Below are 24,457 nucleotides of genomic sequence, written 5' to 3' on the forward strand. Positions count from 1 at the left end.
TAATGATTTTAAACCGTATCCATAAAGGTTTTCTCTACTTTATTGAATGTGAGTATACCAATCAGTAAGAGCATCAGTATAATAACCGTACTAATAATAAGCATGATTGGCGAGAAATTCCCAATCCCAATCCATGCGTATTTAAAGCATTCGAAAATTCCGGTTAACGGATTGTAGAAAGCTAGTTTTTTGAAGAAACCAGGTAAGGCTGAAGCAGGATAAATAACGGGCGTCGCATACATATATAAAGTAACACCGAATCCCAAAAGCAGGCTGATATCTTTATATTTTGTGGTGAGAGAAGAAAATATCATTCCGGTTCCTAGAGCAAATAAAGCCATGAGTACGATCAGAAAGGGGGTTGCCAGTATCCACAAATTAGGGTGTATTTCATTTTTTGAAAGATAATATCCCCACACTATGAGAAATAAAAAGAATTGGACGCCGAACCGCATTAAATTTGAAATAACAACAGATAAAGGAGTTACTAATCTTGGAAAGTATACTTTACCGAAAATGCCGGCATTTCCTGCAAATGTGGAAGACGTACTCAGAAGGCATGATGAAAAATAATTCCAAAGCGTAACGCCGGAGAGATAAAACAATAAAGGAGGAGCGCCGTCAGTTGATAAGCGGGCGATTTTTCCGAAAATAACAAGATAGGTAATGGTAGTGAAAACAGGGTTGATAAAAAACCAGACAGGACCCAAAACGGTCTGCTTAAAGCTGGATATGAAATCTCTTTTTACAAACATGTATATAAGATCCCGGTATTTCCATACCTCTTTAAGTTTTAAATCGAATAAAGAATGCCTGGCTTCAATAATTTCGGTCCACGGTGTTTGTGGTTCATTCATTTGTGTAAAGTTTACTGCAAATTTATATTTTTTAATTATATCTTACACTTTTATTCGAAAAAAATTATCATTAATAGATAAAAAAGTTTTAAACAATATGAATATTTACTTTGCCAAATAAAAAACTGCTGCTAAAAAGCAACAGTTTTTACAATATGATGGGTATTCATTATTTATTAATAAGGTTCTTCAGATATTCACCATATCCGCTCTTTCCATATTTTATCGCTGTTTTAAGTAATTGTTCTTCATTAATGAATTTATTCCTGAATGCAATTTCCTCAATACAACCGATCTTAAATCCCTGTCTTTTTTCGATAACCCGCACAAATTCCGAAGCATCATTTAGCGAGTCGAAGGTTCCGGTGTCGAGCCAGGCGGTTCCTCTGTCTAAAACTCCTACTTCCAGTTTCCCTTTATGAAGGTAAACATTGTTTACATCTGTGATCTCAAGCTCACCTCTTGCAGAAGGCTGGATGTTTTTTGCAATTTCAACGACGTCATTATCATAAAAATACAGCCCCGGAACAGCATAATTGGATTTTGGTTTCAATGGTTTTTCTTCAATAGAAACTGCTTTAAAATCATCATCGAATTCTACCACTCCATATCTCTCGGGATCAGAGACATGATAGGCAAAAACGACTCCGCCTTCAGGATTTGTCTTGTTTTTAAGTAATGTTCCCATTTCTGAACCGTAAAAAATATTGTCACCCAAAACCAATGCTGCGGCATCATCTCCAATGAATTCATCTCCCAGAATAAATGCCTGAGCGAGACCATCCGGGCTTGGCTGTACGATGTATTGTATATTACAACCAATGTGTGAGCCGTCACCCAAAAGCCTGATAAAACCCTCCTGATCATGAGGGGTTGTAATGATCAGAATATCCTTGATGCCGGCCAATAAAAGAGTTGACAGCGGATAATAAATCATGGGTTTGTCATAAATGGGCATAAGTTGCTTGCTGACTGCAATGGTAAGAGGGAAAAGTCGTGTCCCCGAGCCACCGGCTAAAATAATACCTTTCATCTTTATTGTGTTTTAATGATATTGTTTTTCGTAATATTTCTGGTAATCGCCGCTGGTAACATTTTCCAGCCATTCTTTATTCTCGAGATACCAGTCTATGGTTTTTGCCAAGCCTTGTTCAAAGGTTACAGAAGGTTTCCAGCCGAGGTCTTTGTTTAGCTTGGTAGCATCGATAGCATAACGTTTGTCATGTCCCGGTCTGTCTTTTACAAAAGTGATAAGTTTTTCAGAGTATCCTTCCGGCCTGCCAAGTTTGGAATCCATTTGTTTGATGAGTTCCTTTACCAGATCAATGTTCTGCCACTCATTAAACCCTCCGATGTTGTAGGTCTCACCCGTCTTAGCATCATTGAAAATCTGGTGAATGGCTTTCGCATGATCAATCACAAAAAGCCAGTCTCTTGTGTACTTACCATCACCGTAAATTGGTAAAGGTTTTTCATTGATAATATTGGAAATACAGAGAGGAATCAGCTTTTCAGGAAAATGATTCGGGCCGTAATTATTTGAACAGTTTGATACAATAAAAGGCATTCCGTAAGTGTTTCCATACGCTCTTACCAAGTGGTCTGAAGCCGCTTTTGAAGCCGAATAAGGAGATTGTGGGTCGTAAGAGGTGGTTTCCAGAAAGAATCCGGTTTCGCCTAAACTTCCGTAAACTTCGTCGGTAGAAATATGGTAGAAAAGATTTTTTCTTTTTTCGTCAGGAAATCTTCCATGCGTATGATCCGGATTCAGCGTCCAGAATTCTTTGCATAAATTCAGCAGATTAGCGGTTCCGTTTACATTTGTATTAATAAAAGCCATCGGATCTGTGATGCTTCTGTCTACATGGCTTTCTGCTGCAAGATGCACCACTGCATCCGGTTGATATTTTTCAAAAACAGCCCTTAATTCTTCCGGCCGGGTAATGTCTGCTTTCTCGAAAACATAATTGGGTTCATTCTCGATGTCTTTCAGGTTTTCGAGATTTCCGGCGTAGGTAAGTGCGTCCAGGTTAATGATGGTGCTCTCAGGATTGTTTTTTACAAATTCCCTCACAACGTGTGAGCCAATGAATCCGGCGCCCCCTGTAATGATTATATTTTTCATTCATTTTAATTTATAACGGTTCTGCGGCCGATGCTTTTATAATAAAATCCGTTTTGTTCGGGAACTTCGAGCGGATACATGTTTCTTCCGTCGAAAACGGCACGGTTTTTCATTTTTCTGGCCATCAGTTCAAAATTAGGATTTTTAAATTCCGGCCATTCGGTAGCAATAAACAAGGCATCTGCATTTTCAAGGGCATCATACATCGTTTTCGCAAATTGGATTTTGTCTCCGAGAAGCTTTTTAACATTATTTTCCGCAACGGAATCGTACGCTACGATTTTTGCACCCTTCTCCAAAAGAATAGAGATATTATCCAGTGACGAGGCTTCACGAATGTCATCCGTGTTTGCTTTAAAAGCCAGTCCCCACATAGCAATTGTTTTTCCTTCGATATTTCCGCCGAAGTATTTTTCAATTTCGGAAACGAGAATTACTTTTTGGGCCGCATTCACTTTTTCCGTGGCTTCTAAAATTCTGAAATCAAAATCATCGTTTTTTCCGGATTTTATTAAAGCTTTTACGTCCTTGGGAAAACAGCTTCCTCCGTATCCGATCCCCGGAAAAAGGAATCTGTGACCGATCCGGTCGTCACTGCCCATTCCAAGCCTTACTTTATCAACATCTGCACCTACTTTTTCACAGTAATTGGCAATTTCATTCATAAAGGTGATCTTCACGGCAAGAAATGAATTGGCTGCATATTTTGTAAGTTCCGAAGATTTTTCATCCATGAAAATGATAGGAATACCGGTGTTGGTGAAAGGTTGGTAAATTTTAGCCATGATATCCTTTGCTTTGTCAGAGCTTGAACCGACTACCACTCTCGAAGGATTCATAGAATCTTCAACAGCAAAACCCTCTCTCAGGAATTCCGGGTTGGAAACCACATCAAAAGGAATTTGTGTTTTTGATCCGATGACTTCTTTTACCCGGTCGGCCGTACCCACCGGAACAGTACTTTTGTTAACGATAACTTTGTATTCCGTCATCATTTCTCCGATATCATTGGCTACTTTCAGCACATATGAAAGGTCTGCGGAGCCGTCTTCTCCGGGAGGTGTCGGCAAAGCCAGATAGATGACCTCACTTTTATCCAAAGCTTTCTTTAAATCGGTAGTGAAAAATAATCTTTCGGACTGAATGTTTCTCAGAAACATTTCTTCAAGGTTCGGCTCATAAATGGGAACTACGCCGTTTTTCATACCTTCTACTTTTTTTTCATCAATATCTACACAGTATACTGAATTTCCAAGTTCTGCTAAAGTCGTTCCTGTGACTAATCCTACATAACCTGTTCCTACAATGGTAATGTTCAAAATGTATGTTTTTATTAAAATCACTACAAAAATAATAAAAATCCTTTCATCCCGGAGTTTTAAATAATAATTAACTTATTCGCTTGATAATAAGTTATTTTGCTTTTTTAATAAATAGTTCGTATATTTGCAGTGGATTTACGGAAAAACATGGGAAGGCCTTCGGAAGAAAGCCTTTTTTCGTACAGGTAAATCAAGATTTGAAATTACATATGGAGTTTAGAAAAAAAATTGAAGAATTATTAAATGATTTTCTGGAAACCAGGAACGATTTATTTCTTATTGATTTAAAAATTTCTGCCGGAGATGATATTACAGTGATTTTGGATGGTGATAACGGTGTTTCGCTGCAGGATTGCCTGGATGCCAGCCGCGCCATCGAATTCAATATGGACCGTGAAGAGCATGACTTCAGCCTTCAGGTGATGTCTGCCGGCTTAAGCGAACCTCTGGTTACACAGAGACAGTTTGCTAAAAATATCGGAAGAGAAATTGAGGTTCTGCTGAATGACTCTGAAAAAATTGAAGGCGAGCTGGCAAAAGTAGATGAAGAAAAGATTACTCTTATTCTGCGGTACCGCAAGCCGAAAGATATCGGGAAGGGAAAAGTAGATGTAGAGGAGGAAAAGGAAATTCCTTACTCTGAGATTAAAAAAGCATTAGTAACAATTAAATTTTAAAAAGAAAAAGAATAAATGGACAATATAGCGTTGATTGAATCCTTTGGTGATTTTAAAGACGAAAAAGGGATCAGTAAGATTGATCTGATGGCAATTATCGAAGATTCACTGAAAACTCTTTTAAGAAAAAGATACGATTCGGATGATCATTTTGATGTGATTGTGAACCCTGATAAAGGAGATTTTCAGATATTCCTGAATAAAACGATCGTAGAAGACGAGATGTCTGAAGATGATGATCTGGAAATCGAAATCTCTGAAGCTAAAAAAATAGATCCTACTTTTGAAGTAGGTGAAGATTTTACGATGGAAATTCCTGTTGCCCAATTGGGAAGAAGAAATATTCTTACCCTGAAGCAGATTTTGGCTACGAAATTGCAGGAGCACAACAACGCGATGTTGTACGAGCAGTTTAAAGACAGAATCGGTGAGATCGTGGTAGGTGAAATTCACCATATCCGTCATAAGCATGTAATTTTGCTTGATGATGAAGGGAATGAATTTATTTTGCCTAAAGAAAATCAGATTCCTTCGGATTTCTTTAAAAAAGGGGAAAATATCAGAGCTATCGTGGAAACGGTAGATTTTAAAGGTTCAAAGCCACAGATTATTATCTCCAGAACAGCACCGAAGTTCCTTGAAAAATTATTGGAGCTTGAAATTCCTGAAATTCAGGATGGTACGATCATGCTGAAAAAAGTAGTGAGAATTCCTGGTGAAAAGGCAAAAATTGCAGTGGATGCTTATGATGACAGAATAGATCCTGTCGGAGCATGTGTCGGGGTAAAAGGATCAAGAATTCACGGTGTGGTAAGAGAGCTGAGAAATGAGAATATTGATGTTATTCAATGGTCTAAAAATCCTGAAATTCTTGTAAAGAGAGCTTTAGGAAACGTTACCATCAACAAGATTGATATCAATGAAAACAGTACTTATGCATTGGTATACACGCCGATAGAGGAAATTTCCAAAGTAATCGGAAAGCAGGGACAGAATATCAGACTTGCTTCATGGCTTACGGGGTATGAAATTGATGTTCACAGAGAAGCGAGTGAAGATGATGATGTTGAACTGAAAGAATTCAATGATGATATCGAACAGTGGATTCTGGACGAATTCAAAAAAGTAGGACTTACTACTGCAAAATCGGTTCTGGACAAAGAAACTGAGAGTTTATTGAATATGGTAGATCTTGAAGAGGAAACCATTGAGGATGTGAAACGTATTCTAAGAGAAGAATTCGAAGATTAAGATTTTTAAGTAAATTTTAATAAACAGTAAAAAAGAAATACTTTAATTTTAAAAATTAAAAAAACAGTAAATAATATAAATGCCAAAAATTAGATTAAATAAAGCGGTTAAGGAATTCAACATTTCGATGTCCAGATTAGTAGAATTTTTACAGTCAAAAGGCATTGAGGTTGAAAGCAATCCTAACGCTCAATTGGAAGAAGCGGCATATTCTGCATTGGAAGCTGAGTTTGCCAAAGATGGCGAGCAACGAAAGGCTTCCCATGAGGTGGTGATCACCAAAGTTCCGGAAGAAAAACTGGAAATTGAGGAAAAGAAAACCCCTGAAGTAATAAGAGCTAAAGCTAATAAACCGGAAACTAAGATTTTAGGTAAAATAGACTTAGAGCCTAAAAAACCTGAAGTGGAAGAAACTCCTGCTCCGAAACCGGAACCTGTGGTGGAAGAGAAAAAAGAAGCTGAACCTGAAGTAAAGGCAGCTCCTGAAAAACAGGAATTCAAAGTTCTGGATAAAATAGATTTGTCTCAGATCGAGTCTAGAAACAGACCTGTGAAAAAAGACAAACCAAAAACAGAAGACAAAAAAGAAGAGGAAAAGACTGTGGAAAAAACAGCTGAGGTTGTAAAAGAATCGCCAAAACCTGTTCAGGAGGCTTCAGCTCAACCTGTTGAGGCAAAGAATGAAGCGCCAAAGCAGCAAGATGAGCCGCAGGAATCTCAAAAAATTGAAACCGTTTACCAAAAACTTGACGGACCGAAAATTGTTGGTGAAAAAATCGATTTAACTCAGTTTGCTCCTAAACAGGGAGCCGGAGCTAAAAAGAAAAGAAAGAGAATTGAGAAACCTGGCGGACAAAACCAACAGGGTGGAAACAATAACCAACAAGGCGGAAACAATCAGGGTGGACAAAACCGTCCTCAGGGCCAGGGAGGCCAGAACCGTCCGCAGGGACAAGGTGGACAAGGCGGAAACCGATTTGGAAACAATAACCAGGGTGGCGCACAAGGAAACCGTCCTCAAGGACAAGGTGGTCAAGGTGGAAACCGTTTTGGAAACAACAATCAGGGAGGCCAGAACCGTCCTCAAGGTCAGGGCGGACAAGGCGGAAACAGACCTGGCTTCAACCGCGGCGGACAAAACAACCGTCCAGGACAAAGAACCATGCCTGTCGAGCTTACTGACGAACAAGTTAAAAACCAGATCAAGGAAACCCTTGAAAAATTAACCAATAAAGGAGGTAAATCCAAATCTGCAAAACACAGAAAAGATAAGAGAAACTTCCGTAGAGAGCAGGATGAGCGTCAGCAGGAAATCGATGCGGCAGACAGAACATTGAAAGTAACGGAATTCATCACGGTTGGTGAATTGGCGAGCTTAATGAATGTTTCTCCTACAGAAGTAATTTCAGCATGCTTCTCATTAGGGGTCATGGTAACCATGAACCAGAGATTGGAAGCGGATACCTTATTGCTGGTAGCGGATGAATTCGGATATAAAATCGAATTCTCAGATGCAGATCTTGAAGAGAATGAAGCAGAAGATGAAATCGATAATGAGGAAAACCTTATTCCGAGAGCACCGGTAGTGACCGTCATGGGACATGTTGACCACGGTAAGACATCATTGCTGGATTACATCAGGAAGACTAACGTTATTGCAGGGGAATCCGGTGGGATCACCCAGCATATCGGGGCTTATAACGTGAAGCTTGAAAACGGGCAAAGAATCACATTCCTTGATACTCCGGGTCACGAAGCCTTTACAGCGATGAGAGCCAGAGGTGCACAAATCACGGATATCGCGATTATTGTAATTGCGGCCGATGATGATGTAATGCCTCAGACCAAAGAAGCGATTGCCCATGCTCAGGCTGCGCAGGTTCCTATGATTATTGCAATCAATAAAGTGGATAAGCCTAACGCAAACCCTGATAACATTCGTCAGCAACTTTCGGGATTAAACCCGCCGGTTCTTGTAGAAGAATGGGGAGGAAACGTTCAGGCGCAGGAAATTTCAGCAAAAATGGGTAATAATATTGACCTTTTATTGGAGAAAGTATTGTTACAGGCAGAATTGCTTGAATTAAAAGCTAACCCTGCACGCTCTGCCAACGGAGTTGTGATTGAAGCATCTTTAGATAAAGGTAGAGGATATGTGGCTACAATGTTGGTGCAGTCCGGAACTTTAAAAGTAGGAGACTATGTAGTAGCAGGTAAAAACCATGGTAAAGTGAAAGCTTTGCTTGATGAAAGGGGAAAAAACCTTGCTGAGGCCGGTCCTTCGATTCCTGCCACGATCTTAGGTCTTGACGGTGCACCTACCGCGGGAGATAAATTCCGTGTTTATGCTGATGAAAGTGAAGGTAAGGCCATTGCGAATAAGAGAGAACAGCTTCAGAGAGAATTGTCCATCAGAACCAAAAAACATACGACGCTTGAAGAATTGGGCAGACGTATTGCTTTAGGTGAATTTAAAGAATTGAACATCATTCTTAAAGGAGACGTGGACGGTTCGGTAGAAGCGCTTTCTGATCAATTGCAGAGACTTTCGACAGAAGAAATCAGTGTGAAAATCCTTCACTCAGGGGTTGGACAGATCACCGAATCCGATATCAACCTTGCTGCGGCTTCCGATGCTATCATCATTGGTTTCAACGTAAGAGCGGGCGCTAATGCTAAAGACCTTGCGGACCGTGAGGAAATTGAGATCAGAACGTATTCTGTAATCTATAAAGCGATCGACGAGGTAAAAGAAGCAATGGAAGGAATGCTTTCTCCTGAAATCCAGGAGCAGGTAATCGGTAACGTTGAGATCCGTGAAGTATTCAAAATTTCAAAAGTTGGAACGATTGCCGGTTGTATGGTTCTTACCGGTAAGGTTACCAGACAGTCGAAAATACGTTTGCTGAGAGATGGTATCGTTAAATTTGAAGGCGAACTTGAAAGTCTGAAACGTTTCAAAGACGACGTAAAAGAAGTCACCAAAGGCTACGAATGTGGATTGAACCTTAAGGGATATAATGACATAGAAGTCGGAGATATTCTGGAGGTATATGAAGAGGTTGCGGTGAAGAAAAAACTTAAGTAAGTAGTACGTAATTTTATACTATAGCTAAAAAGCTGTCTCTATTGAGGCAGCTTTTTTTTGTCAAATATTTTGAGCTTTTAAAAGGATTAAGAATAGGCTGTGATATAATTCCTTTATAAATATTTTGAAGGCTTTTGTACATAATTATAAATTAATTGCCATAGCAGGTAGACTATTGCATTCATCAAAAAAAATATCTTTTAATATCTTTTAACATTTAAGCGTTAAAAAAGTGTTAGAATTTTTATTTTCTTCTCACAATTACATTTGGTTAAAAATATCCTCAACTAATGATATATTCTCATTTCCGGGAAAAATTAAAATTTATAATGATTCTAAATAATATTTTTGAATTTATCTTATATGTGTTAAAATTTTAAATATAATATCATTTATCACTTATTATTTTTAATGTTTTAGCTGATGTTTCAAAAAAGTGACCAAATAATTATGAATATCTAATCATAATTCTTTTACTGTTAATAATTTATCAGCCATAAAAATTGCTGATGTTAAAATTTATTAACATATTTGTTCACTTTTTAAAAATATTAAAATTTTGTTAATATGAATGTTAAACTACGTGTATTAAGTGCGGGGGCTTTGTTTTTCTTAGGACAGGCTGCTTTTGCGCAAACAGCAAAAAAGGATACGGTTAGAGAAAATGAAACCCAGATTGAAGAGGTTGTGATGATGGGATTGGGTCAAAAGAAAGCCATTAAAGAAGTAACCGGATCTATCGGTACTGTTAGGGCTGATAAGATCAACGACCTACCTGTTTCTTCACCTGAAAAGGCTTTAATGGGTAGAGTTGCGGGTGTTCAGGCAGGTACTGCATCCGGACAGCCAGGAGGCTTTGTAACCCTGAGAATTAGAGGGTATACTTCTATTAATGGTAATAACAGTCCAATCTTCATCATTGATGGTGTTAGGGTTCAGTCAGGAGACTTAACGACGCAAAACACTACGGGAAATATCCTGGCAAACTTAAATTCTGATGACATTGAGTCAATGACAGTATTAAAGGATGCGGTTTCTACAGCGATCTATGGTGCTGATGCTGGTGCCGGGGTTGTAATTATTACAACAAAATCAGGAAAAGCTGGAAAGCCAAGATTCAGTTTCTCAAGCAACATGGGTACCAACAAAATGGCGGTAAAGATGCCTGATGCAATCAGCAAAAGCGATTGGTTGAAACTGGCTTCTGAGACAATGTATAACTACTCTCCTTTCCAGTTTTCATCAGCTGCCGAAGCTTATGATGCAATCGTAGATCCTAACCAAGATTTCTTAGGTATTGCTCCATACATGGGATACAATACGGATTGGACAAAAGAATTACAAAGATCTGCAACACAAACTGAAACAAACTTTAATGTTTCAGGGGGTACGGATAAATTTAAATACTATAACTCATTAGGTTACTTTAACCAGGAGAGTATCTATAAAGGAAGTGATTTCAGAAGAGCTAACATCGGATTGAAATTCGAATATAAGCCAACTGACCGTCTGACAATCAATACTGATCTCCAGTTCTCAAACAGTATTATGAATACGTTACCTAATGGTGGTGCGTTTTCTAACCCTTTGATTGCTCAGTACTTTAACCTTCCGACAGATCCTGTTAGAAACCCTGACGGATCATATTATTTAGGAATCGCTAATAATCTTCCATCAGGAAACTTTAACGTTGCTGCATTACAACAACTTAACTTCAATAAAGCAAATACTACACGTTTCTTTGGAAACTTTAATGTAGGCTATAAAATTCTTAAGAATTTAAACTATAAGTTTACCTTCGCTCCTGAATATATTAATATTGAGGAAGATGTATATTGGTCTCCTCTTCATGGTGATGGATACAGTGTTGAAGGTCAGATGACATCGACAGCCAGCAGATATTTCAACTATAACCTCATCAACTTATTGGAATATACCTTCCAATTGGGTGATAAAAACAGATTCACTGTTGCAGGTTTCCAAGAAGCCTATAAAGCGAACACGAGATTTTTGTCAGCAACATCAAATGTAGTGGGAGCTACAGATCCTTCATTCCAAATGTTAGGTAGCTTTGTTAAGCCGATTGGTAATGATGGGAATTCCGACCATAATACAAGATCAGGTTATGGAGCCAACTTAAGCTACCGTTATGACAGATTCTTAAATGTTGACGGGATGTATAGAAGAGATGCTTTATCTCAGTTCTATCCTGGATATAAAGGAGCTAACTTCTACTCTGTGGGTGTAGGGGTTGATTTTGCAGAATTATTCTTATCAGGAAATCAGTATATCAATACATTAAGATTAAAAGGATCTTATGGGGAGGTAGGTAACAGAATTACAGCAAGCCCATATGCAATTTATTCTTATGGATTAAACTACAACAACCATGCAGGTGCATCTTTGGGAGGTTTCTTTAACCCAGATTTAAAATGGGAGGTTGTAAATCCTCTTAACATTGGATTGGATTTAGGATTTTTCAATAATGATCTGACAATTACTGCGGAATACTTTAACAAGACAACTAAGGATATGATTCTTAGTGTGCCGCTTTCATTGTCTCAAGGTTTGTCAGCATACAATGAGAATGTGGGAGAGATGGTAAACAAAGGTTTTGAATTTAGTGTTACCGGAAATATCCTGAGACCTGAAAATCCAAAAGGGCTTAATATAAGCATGGATGCCAATTTTTCTATCTTAGATAATGAAGTTACTAAACTCTATGGTGGGAAAGATATCTTAAGTGGGGCTACATTAATTCGTGAAGGAGAAACCATGAACAGCTGGTTTATGAGAAAATGGGCTGGTGTCGACCCTACAAACGGAGATCCTCTATGGTATTTGAATGGAGTAGATGGCGAAACAACTAATGACTACAACAAGGCGCAAAGAGCTATTCAGGGGAATAGAATTGCTAAGTATTATGGTGGTGTAGGGTTGAGAATGTCTTATCAGAACTTCGAGTTAACTGCACAGGGAACATATAGCTTTGGAGGTACATTCTATGACGATTGGGCAGGTTATACGCAGAGTGATGGTCAGTACAATTTATTCTATTCAGGTTATGCTTCGCAGATGGATTATTGGACGCCTGACAATCCGAACGCAGCAAACCCGAAACCTATTTACGCAGGGAACAAATCGTCTAACAGAATCTCAACAAGATTCTTGTATAAAGCTGACTATCTGAGATTAAGTAATATTAGATTGGCTTATACATTTGATAAAAACTTCCTGGAAGGTTCCAGGTTGAACAAAGTTACTGTATACGTAATGGGGAATAATATCTGGACACATACTTATGACAAAAACTTAAGATATGACCCGGATATGGCATTGGTTGGAACAACCAATTTAAACCTTCCTCCAATGAAATCATACTTAGTTGGATTTAATGTTGAATTTTAATATATAAATATTTAAAGAATGAAAAAATATATAACACGAGCTGCACTAGTTTTACTGGGAACTTTCTCATTAGTTTCTTGTGGAGATGAGTTTCTCGATACAAACTTCAGTAATAGTGAACAGCAGGCTCCCCTTACGACCGTAGAAAAGTTACAATCATTTGTGTATGGTAACTATGCGACAATGAGAGATTTCAATTATTATGGGAATTATTTTATTACAACTTCGGAAGTAAGAAGTGATGAAATGTACTCTAATAACAGAAGCGGGTATCACTCAACTACCATGAACTACACGATGGTGTCTTCTGATGCTGTAGCAACAGGTGCCTGGACAGCAATGTATACTGTTGTAGCGAAAGCAAATACAATTATTAACACATCTGATAATCTTTCTTGGTCACAAACACAAGATCCGGCAGTGATTAGTGAAAAAGTAAAGCATTTAAAAGGTCAGGCATATGCGTTAAGAGCGCAGGCTTTCTTTGACTTATTAAGATTATACGGACAAAAGTATACACAAAGCCCTTCTCAGTTGGGTGTTGTATTGCCTTTGCAATACAATCCGGCAGCTAATATGCCTAGAGCGACTATAGCTCAGACTGAAGCACAGATTGCTGCAGACTTTGATAAAGCTTATCAGTTGTTAAATGGTAATTCGAATAATGAATACACAGATAAAACTGTTTTAAATGATTATTCAGTACAGGCTTTAATGTCCAGATTTTATCTTTACAAAGGAGATTATGCGAAGGTAAGAGCTTTAGTAGCAAGTATTGTAGCTTCAGGAAAGTGGAGTGTAACGCCTGCAGATTCTTTTGCTGGTAGTTTTGGACTTAATAATGCATCTCCAAACTCGATGTTTGAATTGGCGGTTGGAAGTTATGTTACCATTGCTCCTTCAATCAATGATTTTTATAATCCTGCTGGGGCTTATAAAAATATACCTGTAAAAACTGCGATTTATAACAGTTATGCTTCTTCTGATGTGAGAAAACAGATTTTTGGTACTGCATCAGGTATAGCAGGAAGATTTATCACTGCCAAATATCCTACGCTTAACGGTGATACGAATATCAGAATGGTAAGGTATGAAGAGGTTCTTCTTAACGGTATTGAAGCTGAATTAAATGGAGGTAATCCCGCTACAGCTAAATTATATTATGAAACACTTCTAGAAAACAGACTAAAAATTATTAAAGATCCAAATACCAATGTTGTAATTAAAACTGTTGCTGAGCAAGTTGACGAATATCTTGCTACGATTGACATGACTAAGCTTAAAGCAGAAAGAGCAAAAGAATTACTTGGCGAAGGATTCAGATATTGGGATCAATTGAGATGGGGAGATGTTATCAGAAAAAACATTACAACAGGTGGAACTAATGGTAATGCTACATTAAACCTATTGGCTTTCCCTATTCCTCAGGCAGAAACTAACGTATCAGGTTCATTGGTTGCTCCTAACCCTGGTTACGACAACTCTTTATAATTTTAAAAATTATATATACAAGACCACCTCAATTGAGGTGGTTTTTTTATGGAATGAAATCAATAATTGTCTTCATAATCTAAATCTAATGAGGTTGCTAAAATTCCAGTTTTAAAGCCGTTATTATAAAACAATTAAATTTAGAATAATTCTAAATAATTTATTGATACTTAAATAACATTAGTGAATAAAAATTTTAAATAAAAATTTTTATTTAAAAACAATTTATGTAATAAAAATTTTCATCAAAAATCTAATTTTAATGAATTTATATATTTGACTATCAGGAGCTTACGACTTTATCTTTTTTGGTAATTTTAATATTTATTAACATATTTGCCCTTGTAAATATTAAAATTTGTTAATATGAATGTGAAATTACGTGTATTAAGTGCCGGCGTTCTGTTTTTTATCGGAGGAACCATTGCGGCACAAAAAACTAAAAAGGATAGTGTTCCAAAAGAAAAGCAAATTGAAGAGGTTGTTTTAGTTGGAGTACAGAAGAAGAAAAAAGATGAAGTAAGTCAAGCAGTATCAGTTGTGGCTGGTGAGGAATTGAGTAGAATGTCTGCTTCAAGTACTGGTATAACTAATATGTTACAGGGAAAAATGTCAGGTTTACAAGTTTCTACAAATTCCGGAAAACCTGGTGAGCCTGGATCGATAAGAATTAGAGGTGCTATTAATGTTTCTTCAACATTAGGAGCCTCAGACCCGCTTTTTGTAGTTGATGGGATTTATATGACTCAACGGCAATTTAATTCTATTCCACCAACGGATATAGAAAGTGTAACTGAGTTAAAGGATGCTGCATCAACAGCGGTATACGGAGCAAGAGCTGCGAATGGTGTTATAGTTATTACTACAAAGAGGGGTAAATCGGGTAAGCCTGATATAGTATACGATACCAGATTTGGCTTTTCATATAAGCCCAAAGATATCAATTTTAAAATGATGAATACTGCTGAAAAAATACAGTATGAAAATCAACTGTCAGCTCTTGGCGTAAATCCAAATCCTACTTATACTTCTCAAGAAACTTCTGTTTTATTATCACAAGATCACGATTGGGCAAAAGATATACTAAAGAATTCAACTATTCAATACCATAACTTATCAGTTAGGGGAGGAAGTAATAAAAATTCCTACTATACTTCTTTAGGATATGACTCAGATTCTGGTATTTTACAAGAACTAAATGGATTTAAAAGATATAATGCTAGATTTAATTTTGATCAGGAATTAACAAGTAAAATTAAAGTAGGTTTTGATTTCGCAGTAACAAATGTCAAAACTCAAGATCAAAGATTTGCATTTAATGCCTTAAGTCCCTTTTATTCTATATATACGTTGAATCCTTATGAAACGGTATATAATTCGGACGGTTCTTTTAATTCTACAACTAACTCAATAAACCCAGTTGACCTCAGGAGAAATGAGGTGACAACAGATTTACGGACCCGACTTTCCGGACAGGTATTTGGCTCATATCAATTTTTTAAAGGATTAACTTTTAAATCAACTTTTGGAAATATATATGATCTCAGAAAAAATAAGTATGTTGTAAAAAAAGGATCAGATATAGCAGCAATTTACGGATATCCGGATGGTAGCATCAGAGATACTAGGACTGATTTTTGGACTTATGTATTCAATAATAGGTTTGATTTTAATAAGTCATTCGGTCAGCATAAAGTAAGTGCTGTAGCTGCCTTTGAATATAGTCAAGAGCAATTCGGGAGTTTATCAGCAACTAAGAGAGTTATGTTAGGCCCAGATATTACAGATATAGGATCTGCTTCTACTCCATTCGCTATTACAGGAAACACAATAGTAACCCGGTATGTAAGTTTATTGGGAGTAGTTGATTATAACTATGGTGATAGATATATTATTTCAGGATCCATTAGAAGAGATGGAAATTCTAAATTAGGAGAAAACAATAAATATGGTAATTTTTGGTCTGCTTCAGCAGCGTGGAATTTAGCAAAAGAATCTTTTTTTAACATTCCATTTTTCAATGATATCAAGCTTAGGTATAGTATAGGAACGACAGGAAATGTTGCTGCTCTTAATGACTATCAAAATCTTATTTCAATTGTATCTGGTGATTATGGTACTGATGCTACAGCGGGACCATCAAATTCTGTAGGGAATAAAAATATCAGGTGGGAATCAAAAAAATCTCAAAACTTAGGGATTGATATTGTAATGTGGAACAATAGGATTAGATTAAGTGGAGAGGTATTCAAAGATGACAGAAAGGATTTCCTTTATGCAATTCCAAATACCCAATATGAAGGTGGCGGATACTTATTTTCTAGTATAACTAATGCTGGAAATATAGAAGTTAAAGGGTTAGAATCTGAATTAAATATTGAAATTATTAAAAGTAAAGAATTTGATTGGTCAGTTAGAGGAAATGTTTCTATGTTAAAATATAATGTGAAAAGCCTTTACGGAAGTGCTACACAATTAAGCTTAGATGGCTATACTTTTATGAATATAGGAATGGAACCAACCGTGTTCAAGATGGTAAAGAGTGCTGGAGTAGATAGTGCTACCGGTCAGGCACTTTATTACAAATTAGATGGTTCGATTACAAGTGTTTATAGTTCTAGTGATGCTCAGTTTTTAAATGGTAAGTCAACTTTACCAAATGCATATGGTGGTTTCGGTACAAGTTTCAGATTTAAAGGTTTTGACTTAAATGCAGATTTTTCTTTCCAGACTGGTGGATATAGCTATAATATTATGGCACAAAATTTAGTTGATTTTTCATTGTATAGCCAAAATTTAAGCACAGATGCGTTCAATTACTGGCAGAAACCAGGAGATACTAATGTTTTGCCCAAGCCAACTGTAAACGGTCTCGAATCCACGGATGCCTTTTTGCAGAAAACTGATTTTATAAGATTAAGATCTCTCGAGCTAGGTTATACTTTTGATAGAAAATTCTTAGGTTCAAGACTACCTGTTAATAGTATTAGAATATATGGTTCGGGTCAAAATTTAGTGCTTTGGACTAAATTCACAGGAGATCCGGAAGTAGCTGTTGCTTCCGAAAGTCAAGTTAATAATGGAACACTTATACCTGGAGCAATAAGTCTATACAATTATCCTACGACAAGAACATTCCTATTAGGTGTACAAATCAATTTCTAATTAAGCTTATTATGAAAAAAAATATAATAAAAATAATTCTATTAGCTACTACTGCATTTATAGCAATATCATGTACCGATGATTTATCAGTTTTACCTAATGACAGATTAGTGGTCGATAACTATTATACAACTGAAGGTGACTTCAGAAAAGGTGTTGATTACGCATACGATGCGTTTAAAATATCAGGATACTACGCGGGGGATAATTCTCAAGTAATAATTCCAGATATTCTTTCGGATAATTTGATTCAAAATCCCCAAGGTAGAAGGTCAAACAACTCAGCATTTGTTTTAGATATTGCTGCTAATGTTGGTGACGTAACCTCTGTATATGGTGGAGGATATGCAGTAGTTGCTAGGGCGAATGCAGTATTAAATAAAATTAATAATTTGCCAAACGGAAGTTTTAGAAGTAATATTGAAGCAGAGGCAAGAGCAATTCGGGCAATTGCACATTTTGATATAGTTAGAAGATATTGCAAAATACCTACACAATCATCAGATGCGGGAACATCTATTGGTATTGCATATGTAGAAGAATTTGACCCATTTTTGATTACGAAAAGAGATTTAAATGTTAATCAAGTTTACGAAAAAATTATTAACGATTTGCTTTTTGCAGAACAAAATATTACTCAAAATGGAAATGTGGGTAAACTAACAAAAGCTGCTGTACAAGGTATGCTATCCAGAGTTTATTTATACAAAGGAGATTATGATAATACCATTTTATGGGGGCAAAAGTCTTTAGCATTAAATCCTAGTGTTGGAACATTAGCAAATTTTAAAAATATTTGGAACGATACATCAAGTGATGGTGTTTTATTTAAGATACTAAATTCAAGCATTGAAAATGTAAAAACAGGTTCTGCTTATAACCAAACTGTTGGAGGACAAATTAAATCAGAATACGTTGTAGATTATGATTTGTATATTAAGTTTATTTCAAACGATATTAGAAAAAGTTCTTATATATTGACTTCAATGTTTAATGGGAAAAATTACAATAACATAATTAAATATAAACAAGCGACAGGTAAGCCAATTGAAGCTGTAGATATCAAATATTTACGATCTGCTGAAGTTCTTCTAAATGTTTCTGAAGCAATGTTTAAAAAAGGTAATGAAGGTGGTGCTCTTTCACAATTAAATAAACTAAGAGAACAAAGATATACAGGATTCATTCAAGGAAATGAAACAGGGCAAGACCTTTGGAATGCAATTATGTTGGAGAGAAGGCTTGAATTAGCATTCGAAACAGACAGATTCTTTACACTAAAACGATTAGCACTTCCAATTCAAAGATCAAATTTTGGTCCTGAAGCTAATGGGACAGGTAATCCTGCATCAGTATTAAATCTGCCAGTATCAAGTTATAAGTGGCAGTTACCAATTCCTCAGATAGCCATTGATAATAATCCTCAGATTCAACAAAACCCCAATTACTAATCAATAAATATACATAGGAGCCCCGCATGATTTATGCGGGGTTTTTTATTCCCCATTATTTCTTATTTTTGCTGTACAAAAAAGAATAATGAAGTATATACTTTTCATAATAACTTTCTTCGGTTTCGTTGCTAATGCTCAGGTGGTTAATAAGACAGATTCGAACAGGCTGGATAAAAAGTTAGAGGCAAAAGATACCCTGGTGATCGATTCCGGAAAGAAAGATTCCTTAAAAATATTTAAACCCACCATTAATGACTACCTGTACCAGACGCAGTTTTCAGAAAAGAAAGTCTTTGATACGGTAATGACGTTTGATAAAACCTATATATTTTCTCAGTACAATAACAGGGATAATTTTGGAAGGGTGCAGGTTGCCAATATCGGGGCCGGATTTAATCCTATTTCTTATGAATTTAATCCTGAGCAGAATCTTTCGCTGCTGCCAACCAATAAATCGTATGGTATTCTTGGAGTCAATGATATTCACTATTACGATGTGAAAACACCTACGGCGACGTTTATTTATCATAATGCAATGAAGAACGGAGCTGCACTACGGTCCTCCTATACTCAGAATATCGGAAAAAGATTCAATTTTTCATTGGAGTACAGCGGATTGCGCTCCCAGGGGATGTACAGGAACTCTTTGGCTTCCAACAACAATACCTTATTTACCGGACATTATGTTTCCAAAAGTGGCAATTATGAATTATTTGCCCACTATTTACATCAAAACGTTAATAATCAGGAAAACGGAGGGATTGCGGTAGACAGCCTCTTTCAGAATGGGAACAGTGATTCCCGGAACAGGCAGAATATGCAGGTTAATCTGGCTTCTTCAAGTTCTCAGTTTTCGTACAGGAGGTATTATCTGACGCATCAGTTTGCGCCCTTCAATTCAGAAAAAATACCTTTTAAAATTAGGCATACGATTTCTCATCAGGGAAATAAATATTATTACACCCAAAGCTCACCGGAAACCTTTTGGTATGCTGCTCCGCAAGAGCTGGTAGCAGGTGCGTCGGTATCATCGAAGAAATATTCAGACAATTTTAGCAATACCGTAAGCCTGGTTTGGGATAATGAAAGATTTAAGCTGGATGCAGGCGTCCGGTATCAGATGCTGAAATTGGGAGCTACCGAGATTGTTTTACCTTTACTCGAAATTCCTGCGGAAATCAAAGAAAACAGGATCGGAGCCGTTGGGAATTTACAGATCAACCTTTTTGATAAGTTTCAGTTAAATTCATTTTTAGAGTTATCAAATGGAAGCCAGTTCGGAAATTACCTTAAAACAACAAATAATCTTAAGTTCGAACCGATAAAAGATTATTTTGTAAATGCCAAATTAAATTTTCAGAGCGCCTATCCGTCATTTAATTATCTGCTGAATACTTCTATTTATAATAACTTCAATTATTATCTTCAGAATGCGCAAAACCAAACGGTAATGGAGGCTGGCGGAAGTCTTAATCTGAAATGGTTTAAAACAGAATTATTTGCCAACTATTTCAGAATTGAAAATTACACCTATTTTGATGCGACAGCAATGCCAAAGCAGAGTGCAGGCTCGGTTAATATTTCCCAGATCGGAGGTGATGCCACTTTCAGCTACGGAAAATTTCACTTAAATTCGAGATTGCAGTTTCAGAATGTGCTGACGAATAAAGACCTGTTGCCATTACCGGATTTTATTGGAAGAGCCAATTTCTTTTATCAGTCAAAAGCGTTTAAAAATGCAGCAGAAATTCAGGCCGGGATAAAAGTGTATTACTTTTCAAAATTTGCATCAAGAGACTATTTCCCGATTCTTAATGAATATATTTTACCCGGTGCCAATTCGTTCTCTATCGGAGGACAGCCGATCGCTGACGTATACTTTAATATGAAAGTTAAAAAAATGTTCTTTTTCATCGAAGGACAACAGGTAGGAACTTTTATTTCTCATAATAAAGCCTATGCATTCCCAAGTTATCCGGTCTATGACTTCAGACTGAACCTCGGAATTGTATGGTATTTATTCAACTAAAACAGACAAAGTTGAAAACAATAAATAAAATATCATTTCAAGATATAGCAAGCATACCTCAACTGGTAAAAGATTTTTTAAATCAGAAAATTGAAGGTTTTGAAGAATATACATTTTCTTTGGACCACTTCATAAAGAGTATTCATCAAAAGCAGATTTCTTTCACTTCGCAGCAGAGACAGATTTTAGCAGATGCATGGGAAGATCAGCTTTCGGGTCTCAAACTGTCATCAGCACAAAGGCAGAATTTAAATGACATAAGGCTCGAAAATACATTTACCATTACGACGGGACACCAGTTGAATCTTTTCTCAGGACCTGCTTTTTTTGTGTATAAAATTTTACAGACCATCAAGACATGCTCTTACCTGAAAGCAAAATTTCCGGATTTTAATTTTGTACCGGTCTACTGGATGGCTTCGGAAGATCATGATTTTTCGGAAATCAACCACTTTAAAACCGAAAACAAGTATTACGAAATTAATGAGAAATCTGGGGGAGCGGTAGGAAGAATCCGGATTTCCGATACTTTTTTCATTTCAGAATTTGAAGAAGAATTTAAAGATTTTGTTTTTGGGACCGAATTGATTTTAATGCTGAAAGAAGCTTATAAGCCCGGAAATACTTTAACGGAGGCCATTCAGATTTTAGTCAACCGGTTATTTTCAGAGTTTGGATTGTTGATTCTTGATGGTGATTCAAAAGCTTTAAAAAATCAGATAAAAGATACCTTTAAAGATGAACTGCTCAATTTTTCTTTACATAAGACCTCAAAGGAAAAAGTAGAATTCCTGACCGGGAAATATGGTAAAGTACAGGTAAATCCTCGTGAGATCAATCTTTTTTACCTTACGGAAACGAGAGACAGAATTGATTTTGACGGCCATCATTATATCATTGTTGATAAAAATATTCGGTTCACAAAAGAAGAGATCCTCCGCGAGCTGGAAAATTATCCTGAAAAATTCAGCCCAAATGCGCTGATGCGTCCTGTTTACCAGGAAACAGTACTTCCGAATCTGGCGTACATCGGCGGAAATGCAGAAATCATGTACTGGCTGGAGCTGAAAGATTATTTTACAAAAATAAAGGTACCGTTTCCAATTCTGATTCCAAGGAATTCTATGTTATTTTTAAAGGAAAAAACATTAGGAAAAATTGAAAAACTGCAATTGAAAATTGAAGATTTCTTCCGGAATTTTACAGCGATTACAAACACTAAAATCTTAGATAATAATGAAATCTTAAAATTGCTTGAGGAAAAGGAAAATCAATTAATGCTCCAGTTCTCAGAATTGAAGAAGGCGGCAGAGACCACCGAGAAATCTTTCGGAAATATGGTGAAAGCGGAAGAGACAAGACAGATGAGATCTTTTAAAAGAATGAAAAAACGTCTGCTCCATGCTGAGAAAATCAAACAGGCCGAATTGCTCGAAAGGCTGGAGAAGCTTTTTCTGGAGATCCATCCTTCAAAAAACTGGCAGGAAAGAGTGTACAACTTCAGTGTTTTCTTTGCAGATCACGGATATTCCTGGCTTGAGACTTGTTTAGAAGAAATGGAAATCGATGAGTCGAAATTAATAATTCTTGCGATTTAATTTTAAAGAAGTATTTTTGTAAATATAATGATCCAATATGATAAAGAGGTTTTTTATTCTGTCCAGTTTATGCATGGTTTTGGGGGTGTCTGCTCAGAAATCGCACACCGTTGTAAAAGGCGATACTCCTTATAATATTGCTAAAAGATACGGGCTTTCCGTAGATGAATTGCTGAAGCTCAATCCTGCCGTAAAGGACGGAAAGCTGGCAATTGGTGATGTTTTAACCGTTAAAAACGATAAGACGGCAACGCCATCAAAACAAAATGTGGCGACAAAATCTTCTGATAACGGCAAGTTGGGAAAGATCGTCCTTCAGCCAAAGCAGACGATTTACGGGATTACAAAACAGTACAGAATTTCAGAAACTGATCTCAGAAAGCTGAATCCCGAACTCGATTCCCACATGAAGATCGGCGACGAGGTTACCTTGCCTCTGGAAAGCATCAAAAAATACGGTGAGAGTAATCAGCAAGCAATCACTACCAGCGTAAAACCTGTGGAAACCGTAGCTGAAACACCGGTTGTAACTGTGGCTGAAGGAGAATATATTATTCAGCAAAAGGACAATTATTACAGAATATCAAAACAGTTTAATATTACCAAAGAAGAACTTTTTGCTTTAAATCCAGGATTGGAAGAAAAAGGTCTGAAGCCAGGTGAGAAAATTTCTGTCAGAAAACAGGATGCTGAAACCGGCTCTGGGGCAGATGTTTTTGAAGAAAAAACCAACCCGAAGACAAAAGTAGATGCCGGAAACGAAAGATCTTCGGCAAATACGACAGCCGCTGCAGACGACTATGTTACCTATACCGTACAGCAGGGAGATACCGTTTTTTCCATTGTTAATAAATTCGGCATTTCGATCGATGAGTTAATTGCTCTGAACCCTGAATTGTCCAAAGGATTAAAATCCGGGATGGTTCTTAAGATTAAAAAAATGGATCCCGCTTATATAAAGAAAAACGGAGATGCATTAAGTGTTGTTGTCATGTTGCCTTTCGGATACAGTACCGGGGAAACCCAATACAGAACGATGGCGCTCGACTTCCTCACAGGAGCCAAACTCGCTATTGAAAGAAATGCTAAAAATGGTCAGAAATTAGATGTGAAGATCGTTGATTCAGGAAATGAAGCATCTTTCCGTAATTCATTGACACAGATTAATCCTGATAACACCGATTTGATTATCGGACCTTTCTTTAAATCAAATGTTGTCGACGTACTTGATTTTACGAAAAATCAGAAAATCCCGATTGTGGCTCCTTTTGCCAACTCTCCGGAATTATACAACTACAGCAACCTGATTATTGTTGAAACCAACGACCAGACTTATGCCGACAAGATCGTAGAAGAAGTAAAAGCAGCCTATTCGGATCAGAAAATATATATTGTTGCGGATGCCAAAAAAGAAAATGCAAACTACATCAAAGCAGGTCTTGAAAAAATATTGAAAAACCCTAACGTTACGATTGTAAATTCACCGGCAGATCTTCAGCTGGATCAGAATATGATGACAGGGCAGTCGGCTCCGGTAATTGCAATTCTGGCCAGCGACAATGATGCGGTAGGGGAAGCTTTTGCCAACAAAGTCATTGCTTTATCCAAAGAAGTTCAGGGCGTAAAAGCTTTCAGTATGCATTATGTTCCTGCATTTGAGAAAAAAGTAGATGATCTGGCCCTCGCCAACCTGGTTTATCTTATGGACAGGAAAATCAATACCGAAGGAAATTTTGAAAAGGAAATTCTTGCCGCTTATAAAAGCAAGTACTGTAAAACTCCTCCGAGATATGCCATCATAGGTTTTGATGTGGTTAATGATATGCTGACCAGAGAAAATAAAAAAGGAGAAATCTTTAAACAAATGAATAAAGTACAGACTCAGCTGGCGACCAAATTTGAGTTTGTAAAATCCAAAGCAAACGGAGCATACGTAAATACGGGCTACCGGGTAATCAGATTGGTTCCATAAACCATTTGGTGATTTCTAAA

General features: G+C 36.9%; 14 protein-coding genes. 10 read left to right on the top strand and 4 right to left on the bottom strand.

The window, feature by feature from the left end; genetic code table 11:
• Positions 1 to 8: 8 nt before the first annotated feature.
• The 4 genes from AC0N32_RS03330 to AC0N32_RS03345 form a co-directional block, all read right to left on the bottom strand.
• Entirely contained in the window at positions 9 to 857 is an 849-nt protein-coding gene (locus AC0N32_RS03330) for an ABC transporter permease (protein WP_476392452.1), read from the bottom strand.
• A gap of 169 nt (positions 858 to 1,026) precedes the next feature.
• The gene (rfbA, locus tag AC0N32_RS03335) at positions 1,027 to 1,890 is read right to left on the bottom strand and encodes a glucose-1-phosphate thymidylyltransferase RfbA (protein WP_476392453.1); all 864 of its coding nucleotides are present in this window, start codon (positions 1,888 to 1,890) and stop codon (positions 1,027 to 1,029) included.
• A gap of 12 nt (positions 1,891 to 1,902) precedes the next feature.
• Complete coding sequence (gene rfbB, locus AC0N32_RS03340; protein WP_476392454.1) at positions 1,903 to 2,982, bottom strand: dTDP-glucose 4,6-dehydratase; 1,080 nt, start codon at positions 2,980 to 2,982, stop codon at positions 1,903 to 1,905.
• A gap of 5 nt (positions 2,983 to 2,987) precedes the next feature.
• Positions 2,988 to 4,301 (bottom strand): UDP-glucose dehydrogenase family protein, encoded by a 1,314-nt coding sequence (locus tag AC0N32_RS03345; RefSeq protein WP_476392455.1) that lies wholly within the window; start codon positions 4,299 to 4,301, stop codon positions 2,988 to 2,990.
• Positions 4,302 to 4,513: 212 nt separating this feature from the next.
• Here AC0N32_RS03345 and rimP point away from each other — a divergent pair, with 212 nt between their 5' ends.
• The 10 genes from rimP to AC0N32_RS03395 all read left to right on the top strand — a co-directional run bounded on the left by rimP (position 4,514) and on the right by AC0N32_RS03395 (position 24,437).
• The gene (rimP, locus tag AC0N32_RS03350) at positions 4,514 to 4,981 is read left to right on the top strand and encodes a ribosome assembly cofactor RimP (protein WP_476392456.1); all 468 of its coding nucleotides are present in this window, start codon (positions 4,514 to 4,516) and stop codon (positions 4,979 to 4,981) included.
• A 15-nt stretch (positions 4,982 to 4,996) separates the two neighbouring features.
• On the top strand, positions 4,997 to 6,232 hold the full coding sequence (gene nusA, locus AC0N32_RS03355; RefSeq protein ID WP_476392457.1) for a transcription termination factor NusA: 1,236 nt from the start codon (positions 4,997 to 4,999) through the stop codon (positions 6,230 to 6,232).
• Between the two features lie 79 nt (positions 6,233 to 6,311).
• Positions 6,312 to 9,320 (top strand): translation initiation factor IF-2, encoded by a 3,009-nt coding sequence (gene infB / locus AC0N32_RS03360; protein ID WP_476392458.1) that lies wholly within the window; start codon positions 6,312 to 6,314, stop codon positions 9,318 to 9,320.
• Positions 9,321 to 9,887: 567 nt separating this feature from the next.
• Positions 9,888 to 12,728 carry a SusC/RagA family TonB-linked outer membrane protein gene (locus AC0N32_RS03365; protein ID WP_476392459.1) on the top strand — a complete coding sequence of 947 codons (2,841 nt, stop codon included), beginning with the start codon at positions 9,888 to 9,890 and terminating at the stop codon, positions 12,726 to 12,728.
• A gap of 18 nt (positions 12,729 to 12,746) precedes the next feature.
• Positions 12,747 to 14,219, top strand: a complete 1,473-nt coding sequence (locus AC0N32_RS03370) for a RagB/SusD family nutrient uptake outer membrane protein (protein WP_476392460.1) — start codon at positions 12,747 to 12,749, stop codon at positions 14,217 to 14,219.
• Positions 14,220 to 14,585: 366 nt separating this feature from the next.
• A complete protein-coding gene (locus AC0N32_RS03375) occupies positions 14,586 to 17,384 on the top strand; it encodes a SusC/RagA family TonB-linked outer membrane protein (protein WP_476392461.1) in 2,799 nt (932 codons plus the stop codon).
• 11 nt (positions 17,385 to 17,395) lie between these two features.
• Positions 17,396 to 18,835, top strand: a complete 1,440-nt coding sequence (locus AC0N32_RS03380; protein ID WP_476392462.1) for a RagB/SusD family nutrient uptake outer membrane protein — start codon at positions 17,396 to 17,398, stop codon at positions 18,833 to 18,835.
• Between the two features lie 88 nt (positions 18,836 to 18,923).
• On the top strand, positions 18,924 to 20,867 hold the full coding sequence (locus tag AC0N32_RS03385; protein ID WP_476392463.1) for a putative porin: 1,944 nt from the start codon (positions 18,924 to 18,926) through the stop codon (positions 20,865 to 20,867).
• 11 nt (positions 20,868 to 20,878) lie between these two features.
• Complete coding sequence (gene bshC, locus AC0N32_RS03390) at positions 20,879 to 22,465, top strand: bacillithiol biosynthesis cysteine-adding enzyme BshC (RefSeq protein ID WP_476392464.1); 1,587 nt, start codon at positions 20,879 to 20,881, stop codon at positions 22,463 to 22,465.
• A 37-nt stretch (positions 22,466 to 22,502) separates the two neighbouring features.
• Positions 22,503 to 24,437 carry an amino acid ABC transporter substrate-binding protein gene (locus tag AC0N32_RS03395; RefSeq protein ID WP_476392465.1) on the top strand — a complete coding sequence of 645 codons (1,935 nt, stop codon included), beginning with the start codon at positions 22,503 to 22,505 and terminating at the stop codon, positions 24,435 to 24,437.
• Positions 24,438 to 24,457: the final 20 nt, after the last annotated feature.

The organism is Chryseobacterium endophyticum (genome assembly GCF_056333165.1).

Excerpts from the sequence above, each read along its gene's own strand:
- AC0N32_RS03330 (WP_476392452.1), bottom strand. The coding sequence starts at position 857 with ATGAATGAACCACAAACACCGTGGACCGAAATTATTGAAGCCAGGCAT.
- rfbA (WP_476392453.1), bottom strand. The coding sequence starts at position 1,890 with ATGAAAGGTATTATTTTAGCCGGTGGCTCGGGGACACGACTTTTCCCT.
- rfbB (WP_476392454.1), bottom strand. The coding sequence starts at position 2,982 with ATGAAAAATATAATCATTACAGGGGGCGCCGGATTCATTGGCTCACAC.
- rimP (WP_476392456.1), top strand. The coding sequence starts at position 4,514 with ATGGAGTTTAGAAAAAAAATTGAAGAATTATTAAATGATTTTCTGGAA.
- nusA (WP_476392457.1), top strand. The coding sequence starts at position 4,997 with ATGGACAATATAGCGTTGATTGAATCCTTTGGTGATTTTAAAGACGAA.
- infB (WP_476392458.1), top strand. The coding sequence starts at position 6,312 with ATGCCAAAAATTAGATTAAATAAAGCGGTTAAGGAATTCAACATTTCG.
- AC0N32_RS03365 (WP_476392459.1), top strand. The coding sequence starts at position 9,888 with ATGAATGTTAAACTACGTGTATTAAGTGCGGGGGCTTTGTTTTTCTTA.
- AC0N32_RS03370 (WP_476392460.1), top strand. The coding sequence starts at position 12,747 with ATGAAAAAATATATAACACGAGCTGCACTAGTTTTACTGGGAACTTTC.
- AC0N32_RS03375 (WP_476392461.1), top strand. The coding sequence starts at position 14,586 with ATGAATGTGAAATTACGTGTATTAAGTGCCGGCGTTCTGTTTTTTATC.
- AC0N32_RS03380 (WP_476392462.1), top strand. The coding sequence starts at position 17,396 with ATGAAAAAAAATATAATAAAAATAATTCTATTAGCTACTACTGCATTT.
- AC0N32_RS03385 (WP_476392463.1), top strand. The coding sequence starts at position 18,924 with ATGAAGTATATACTTTTCATAATAACTTTCTTCGGTTTCGTTGCTAAT.
- AC0N32_RS03395 (WP_476392465.1), top strand. The coding sequence starts at position 22,503 with ATGATAAAGAGGTTTTTTATTCTGTCCAGTTTATGCATGGTTTTGGGG.